Here is a 7,000-nt window from a genome sequence, read left to right as displayed (position 1 = left end):
CCACGCGATGCCTTCTGGGGCGGCCTTGCCGCCGGCGTCGTCGGCGGCGCCCTGCTGTCGGAGGCCGCCCGTCCCGCCTACCCGGTCTATCCGGCTTATCCCGCTTACCGCCCCTACCCCGTTTACCGGACCTATTACCGGCCGGGCTATTGCCATCTCGAATGGCGCTACGATCGCTGGGGCCAGCCCTATCGCGTCGAAGTCTGCCCGCAGTAGCGGAAACCGCATCCGGCGTCGCTTGACCTCCCGTCGGCGCCGGTCAAATTACAGCGCCGCGCGTCTTTTCAGACGTACAGAGGATGCTGTAACGCTTTGAATATTTTATCCTTAAATCGATTCCGATTTAAGGAATGATGCAGTTGTCGGAACGGCAACAAATGAAACTGGCGGATTTTCATCCGCCAGCTCAAAGCCGATCAGATCGCATTTTCAGCCGTTACGGAGAAAGCTCCTCCAGCACGCGATCCTTGGTTTCGACCGCAAACAACACCGTGATGATCGCACCGACGATCAGAATGGCTGCGAAGCTCGCAAAGACATACTGGATGCCCATGGAAGACATCACCGTGCCGACGAGGATCGGACCGGCCGATGATCCCAAGCGAAGCCAGGCGCTGCCGGTTCCTGTTCCCAGTGCCCTGAGGCGCGTTGGGTAGATCTCTGCCGAGTATAGGTACAGGGAGAATGTGACGGTCTGGACAATCGCATAAGCGAGACCGGCAAGAACCAGAACCTGGATGGGAGACGTCGCGCCGAGCCATGCGAGAGCCAGCAGCGGCACGGGAGCGAGAAGCAGTGCACCGGTGTACCAGCGCTTGCGTCCCACTTTGTCGATGAGCAGCGCGCAGATGACGGCGGCAATCACTCCGCCGACCGACGTCAGGAAACCATAGAAGATGCTGGTTTGAAGCGGCAGATTGAAGACCTGTCGATACAGGGTCGGCAGCCAGGTGATCGTACCGTTGGCCACCGTATAGGCGGTAAACCACATTGCCCAGATGGAAAGCGTCCGCTTCAGGTAAATGCCCTGGAAGAGCTCGCGCCAGTCCGACTTGCGGCGGACCGGCACCTGGATGACCTTCGGCTCGGGCAGTTCCTTGCCAGCTGCGCGAGCACTCTCTTCCATGCGGGTGACGATAGCGTTTGCTTCGCCATAGCGGCCGTTGGCAGCCAGCCAACGTGGCGATTCCTTCAGGAACCAGCGCAGAGGAATCATGATGATTGCGGGAACGAGGCCGACGACGAACATCGCCTTCCAACCGTAAACCGGTACCATGAAATAGCCGATCAGCCCGGCGCCGACGAGGCCCAGCAGGAACATGACCTCATAGAGGAGGAAGAACTTGCCGCGCCCCTTCGACCCGATCAACTCGTTGATATAGGCGCTGGCGACCGGAACCTCGCCGCCGGTGCCGATCCCCTGGACGAAACGAAAGGCCATCATCATGCCGGCTCCGGCAGCGAACAGGCATGCGACATCCATGCTGACGAAGAGCAGGATCGTGAACAGAAGAACTTTCAGCCGGCCGACCTTCTCGGCAAGCCAGCCAAACAGGATCGCACCGATCAACTGCCCCAGATAGCCCATCGACAGGATCATGCCTGTCTGTGAGGGAGTCAGGCCCCACTCGCGGACGAGGACGGGCATGGCATATGCGATGGCGATGACCGTGTAGCCGTCGAAGAATGTTGCCGCGCCGACGATATTGCGCGCCCAGAATACCTCGCGGGTGATGGGAAGGCGCTCCAGACGAGCGCTGATTTCGGCCTGAGGATCAGCGGCATTCGCCGTCTCAGCCGGCATAGGCTGCATGACATTCATTGGTTCCTCCTTCTCGCCCCGTGGCCTACCACTCTCCCGGCCAGGGGCGCTCCTGCTTGATGGTTGCTACTGCGCGTCAGTTCGTCCTGTCAGAGCAATGGCCTGCAAAGACGTTCAAGTCTGCCTCGGCGAGTTTCCATGGTTTCCTCCTCCCTTCGGAATGCGCCCCTGCGACCTGCGCAGGGGCGTCAAAGAGGTCACTCGGCAGCCAGCAACTGGTCAACGCGACCGATACCGGCGGCGTCGAAGGCAGCAAAGATCTCCGCTTCGGCCTTTTCGCCAAGGCTCTTCAGCGGCTCGCGGATCGTAGCGTGGTCAAGGATACCGCGGTGCACGAGGCCGAGTTTCAGGGCCACGGTGCCTTCCATATGAGAGCCGCGATGATAGACGGCACGCGTCACCGGAAGAAGGCGCTCGAAGATCTTGCGCGCTTCCGGATAGTCCTGCGCCTTGCCAGCTTTGATCAGGTCGATGAGCAGCTCGGGCGCGATATTGCCATAACCGACGAGCAGACCGTCGACATCGAACATGGTTGGCAGCAGCCATTCATCGTGGCAGCTCAGAACCTGCAGCTTTGGATTGGCCTTCTTCAGCTCCGGAATTTCGACATACCAGCGCTTCATATTGCGCACGCCGTTCTTGGTGGCGACGACGCCTTCCTGTGTGGCAATCGCAAGCTGTGTATCGAGATCGTATGATGCCTTGGTGGCGTCGGGATATTGGAACAGGATGCACTGAAGGCCAGACTCCTGCCAGATTGCCTTGTAGCGATCCTGAGGCGCTCCCTTCTGAAAGCCGAAACGCAGCCAGCCGTGGTTGGGATAGACGAGTGCGCCGGTGGCACCAGCGGCCTTGCATTTCCTGGCCTCTTCAGCGGCGACCTTCGTGCCTTCACCGGTAATCCCGGCAATGATCGGAACGGCACCGTCGACTGCTTCAACATAAGTGTGGATGAGAGCAAGGCGCTCCTCTTCCGTGAGGAAGGTGCCCTCGCCGGCATGACCGAGGATGACGAGGCTTTTGACGCCTTCCATCGAGACCAGCCATTTGGCGAGTTTGGCGTTGGCTTTGTGATCAACTTCACCGTCGCGGGTGAAAGCGGTAACGGGGGCCGGGCTCAGCCCGCGCATATCCATCGGTTGCATATTGGTCTCCTCCTTCGTGCGATCGCAGTTCGCTTGCGATCGATATAGGATCGTTTACGGGAACGTTCCCAATATCGTTCTCGAATTCTCTGGAGTCAATATCTTTTTTGGTGCATGCTGAGAGAGCGGCGGCGTCTTGCTGACTCGATTGGAAAAGGCTCAATGAATTCAAAGACGGATGAAGTTCCGGGGCAGACCCGAGTCACTATTCACGGCGTCGCTGCCGCAGCCGGTGTCTCCAAGTCTACCGTGTCTCGCATACTGGACGAGAGGCTTCCCCGCTCCGACAGCGAGACCGCGCGGCGCGTGCGCAAGGTTGCCGAAGAGCTGGGATACGTCCGGGATGTTTCCGCAGCGAGCCTTAGGCGCGGCAACACAATGACAATCGGGGTGATCGTGCCCAGGTTGACGGATACGGTCATGGCCATGCTTTACGAAGCACTGGCCAAGGCTTGCAGCCGTAGTGGCCGCTTCGCCATTGTCGCAACGACCGACGACAAGCCAAAGGCAGACCGGCTCGCGGCCGAGTCTCTGCTGAAGCGCGGTGTCGATGGACTGATTCTTTCGACAGCGCGGGAAGACGATGACTTTCCGGACGAGCTGGCAAAACGCGGTATTCCTTATGTCCTGGCACTCCGGACGGATGGCCACAGCCTCTCGTCGGTCGGCGATGACAGGCTCGGTGGTTACCTCGCGGCCCGCCACCTCCTCGATCTCGGCCATCGCAGAATTGGCGTCATTGCCGGTCCATCCTATGCCTCCAGTTCGCGGGGCCGAGTGGAGGGTTTCCGGCACGCCCTGGAAGAAGCTGGACTGAATGCGGATCCCTCCTACATCATTCCCTCGACTTTCGGCATCGAGTCCGGTGCGGTAGCCGTCGAGACACTGATGCATCTTAGTCCGCGCCCAACCGCTATTTTCGCCGTCAACGACAACACCGCCATCGGCGCCTTGTCGGGACTGACGAAACTTGGCCTTTCCGTGCCGCAGGACATCTCGATCGTGGGCTATAACGATATTCCGATTGTCAGCCACCTCCCCACGCCGCTCACGACGTTGCGGGTGCCGTTTGAGCAAATTGCATCAAACGCCCTTGATCTTCTCGCCGGTGACAACAGCGCCGCCGACGAGCGTATTCGGATCTCGGCTCCAACCCTCATTCCAAGGAAATCGACGGCACCGATACGCTAAAGCTCGCGTCACACGCATCCCGCTATCTCCACACGATCCGATAGCAAATGGCCAGATGTTTCGCAGACCCTCATGCGGGCGGCATGCGGCGGCCGCATAGAGAGGAAGGACCAGCATGCCGGAGCCGCTCAAGAACTTGCTGCATGAGGCATTGGTCGGCGATATGGCCGATCGCATTGCCGGCAACGCGCCGACTTTCGATAAAAACCGCTTCGTGACGCTGGCGACCGAGGGCCTCACCGCGTTGGAGCTGATGGAGCGCTCGGCCTTGATCCGCGACGCACTGTTTGCAACACTTCCCGGTGATTTCCGGGAGGCCGCAGCCATGCTCAAAGCGAGCCTGCCCGCCGCCGGTAGGCCGGGGCTCTCCGGCTGGATGCTGCTGCCGGTCAATCAGTTCATCGCCGCACGCGGCCCCGATCACTTCGATCTCGGTCTCGCTCTCCTGAAGGCGCTGACGCCGCATTTCACAGCCGAATACGGCATCCGCCCCTTTATCCACCGCGACCAGCAGCGCGCGCTGGCCATCATTTCAGGCTGGGTCGACGATCCCGATCAGCATGTGCGACGGCTGGCGAGCGAAGGAACGCGGCCGCGCCTGCCCTGGGCGATGCGTCTGCCGCAGCTCGTGAAGGATCCGGCGCCGATCCTGCCCATCCTGACCGCGCTGATGGATGATCCGGAAGATTATGTGCGCCGCTCCGTGGCCAACAGCCTGAACGACGTCGCCAAGGACCACCCGGACCTGGTCGCCGCCTTCATCGCCAGTCATATCGACGGCGCTTCATCCGAACGTCGCTGGCTGCTGAAACACGCCTCGCGCACGCTTCTGAAGAAGGGCCACGCGCAGGCGCTCGCCAATTTCGGCTTCGCCGCGGCCGCTTCGCTCGAATGCAAACTGCGGCTCCGGAATACTGAGGTAATGTTCGGCGAAGGGCTGGATTTCGAAATCCGGGTGACAAACGCCGGCGAGCGAGCGCAATCGCTGATGATCGACTACGCCGTTCACCATGTGAAGAGCGACGGTTCACTCTCACCCAAGGTCTTCAAGTGCAAGGCAATAATGCTCGCTCCGGGGCAAAGCCATATAATTGGGCGCCGCCACGCCATGCGGCCGATCACGACGCGACGCTATTATCCAGGCGAACATCGCATCGCCATCCTCGTCAACGGCGTGGAGACCGCATCGCAAAGCTTCGTCCTCGTCATGCCCTCACCTGACCCCGCTTGAGGCTTTCTTGTGCACTGCACTTGACTTTCCACGCGAACTAGCCCAAATGCGGGTCAGCTTTCACCCTTCCGGCCGCCGCGTGAGCGTGCCCCTGCTGAAAAATACAGACGCAGGAAGAAGGGACAAAAGCGCATTTCGATAGAGCGCCGCACTCCCATGAGCGGCCAGAAGCGCTGGAAAGCTTTTTCCAACTCACAAGTTCCCACTTCACGCGGGGTTCTTGACGCCAGAATGAAACCGGATCGCATGGTGCGTTCCGGCGATAGTCATTGTGGCGCCCCGAAAGGTTATACCTTGACTAATTTTGAATCGCTTGGTGTCTCCAAGCCGATCGTCGCTACTTTGTTCCAGCTCGGCATCGAGACGCCGACGCCGATCCAGGAACATGCCATTCCCCTCCTCCTCGAAGGCCGCGACCTGATCGGCCTTGCCCAGACCGGCACCGGCAAGACCGCCGCTTTCGGCCTGCCGCTGATCGAAAAGCTGCTCGCCGATGAGCGGCGTCCCGACAACCGCACGACGCGCACGCTGATCCTGGCGCCGACCCGCGAACTGGTGAACCAGATCGCCGAGAGCCTGAAGAAGTTCATCCGCAAGTCGTCGCTGCGCATCAACGTCGTCGTCGGCGGCGTCTCGATCAACAAGCAGCAGCTTCAGCTCGAAAAGGGCACCGACATCCTCGTCGCCACGCCGGGCCGCCTGCTCGACCTCGTCAATCGCCGCGCGATCACGCTGACCACGGTCCGCTATCTCGTGCTTGACGAAGCCGACCAGATGCTCGACCTCGGCTTCGTGCATGATCTGCGCAAGATCGCCAAGATGGTGCCGAAAAAGCGCCAGACCATGCTCTTCTCGGCCACCATGCCGAAGGCGATCGCTGATCTCGCCGGCGAATATCTCGTCGATCCCGTCAAGGTCGAAGTCACGCCCCCGGGCAAGGCTGCCGACAAGGTCGAACAGTACGTCCATTTCGTCGGCGGCAAGAACGACAAGACGGAACTGCTCCGCAAGTCGCTGACCGAAAACCCTGACGGCCGCGCCATGGTCTTCCTGCGCACCAAACATGGTGCGGAGAAGCTGATGAAGCATCTCGAGAATATCGGCTATTCCGTCGCCTCGATCCACGGCAACAAGAGCCAGGGCCAGCGCGAGCGGGCGCTGAAGGCCTTCCGCGACGGCAGCATCAAGACGCTGATTGCCACCGACGTCGCCGCCCGCGGCATCGACATCCCTGCTGTCAGCCACGTCTACAACTACGACCTGCCTGAGGTGCCTGACGCCTATGTCCATCGCATCGGCCGCACGGCACGTGCCGGCCGCGACGGTATCGCCATCGCTTTCTGCGCTCCCGACGAAGCCAAGCTGCTGCGTGATATCGAGCGCCTGATGGGCATCGACATCACTATCGCAAGCGGCGAACCGCCGGCCAACATCAGCGGCGGACCCCGCCGTGCCAACGGCAATGGCAACAACCGCAATCGCAATGGCGGCCAGGGTCGCGAAGGTCAGGGTCGTGGCGAAGGCCGTGGCGACCAGAACCGTTCGGAGCATCGCGGCAACCGTCAGGAACGCCGCCCGCGCCGCGAAGGTGAAGGCAGCGAAGTCCGCGCC

The 7,000-nt window shown here is 60.9% G+C and carries 5 protein-coding genes and 1 pseudogene; 4 read left to right on the top strand and 2 right to left on the bottom strand.

Translation table 11 applies throughout. The features are described 5' to 3' along the window. Positions 1-216: pseudogene (locus tag MOV76_RS37740) on the top strand (hypothetical protein); the annotation flags it as partial. 220 nt (positions 217-436) lie between these two features. On the opposite strand, the gene MOV76_RS37735 reads toward MOV76_RS37740, so the two are convergent. After that, positions 437-1,822 carry an MFS transporter gene (locus MOV76_RS37735; protein WP_247266474.1) on the bottom strand — a complete coding sequence of 462 codons (1,386 nt, stop codon included), beginning with the start codon at positions 1,820-1,822 and terminating at the stop codon, positions 437-439. A 197-nt stretch (positions 1,823-2,019) separates the two neighbouring features. Beyond that, entirely contained in the window at positions 2,020-2,967 is a 948-nt protein-coding gene (locus tag MOV76_RS37730; protein WP_018243161.1) for a dihydrodipicolinate synthase family protein, read from the bottom strand. Between the two features lie 162 nt (positions 2,968-3,129). Here MOV76_RS37730 and MOV76_RS37725 point away from each other — a divergent pair, with 162 nt between their 5' ends. The 3 genes from MOV76_RS37725 to MOV76_RS37715 all read left to right on the top strand — a co-directional run. Beyond that, entirely contained in the window at positions 3,130-4,158 is a 1,029-nt protein-coding gene (locus MOV76_RS37725; RefSeq protein WP_018243162.1) for a LacI family DNA-binding transcriptional regulator, read from the top strand. A gap of 115 nt (positions 4,159-4,273) precedes the next feature. Further along, a complete protein-coding gene (locus MOV76_RS37720) occupies positions 4,274-5,389 on the top strand; it encodes a DNA alkylation repair protein (protein ID WP_247266473.1) in 1,116 nt (371 codons plus the stop codon). A 246-nt stretch (positions 5,390-5,635) separates the two neighbouring features. After that, the coding region (locus MOV76_RS37715; RefSeq protein ID WP_247266475.1) for a DEAD/DEAH box helicase at positions 5,636-7,000 on the top strand (1,365 nt) is incomplete at its 3' end.

Source organism: Rhizobium sp. PRIMUS64 (genome assembly GCF_023006465.1).
In the GTDB taxonomy this organism is placed as follows: Bacteria; Pseudomonadota; Alphaproteobacteria; order Rhizobiales; family Rhizobiaceae; genus Rhizobium; species Rhizobium leguminosarum.
The sequence above is the reverse complement of the archived record's forward strand: the minus strand, read 5'-3'. Positions and strand labels throughout refer to the sequence as shown.

What these genes read in the sequence shown, in the direction of transcription:
- MOV76_RS37735 (WP_247266474.1), bottom strand. Translation starts at nt 1,822, where the DNA reads ATGAATGTCATGCAGCCTATGCCGGCTGAGACGGCGAATGCCGCTGAT.
- MOV76_RS37730 (WP_018243161.1), bottom strand. Translation starts at nt 2,967, where the DNA reads ATGCAACCGATGGATATGCGCGGGCTGAGCCCGGCCCCCGTTACCGCT.
- MOV76_RS37725 (WP_018243162.1), top strand. Translation starts at nt 3,130, where the DNA reads ATGAATTCAAAGACGGATGAAGTTCCGGGGCAGACCCGAGTCACTATT.
- MOV76_RS37720 (WP_247266473.1), top strand. Translation starts at nt 4,274, where the DNA reads ATGCCGGAGCCGCTCAAGAACTTGCTGCATGAGGCATTGGTCGGCGAT.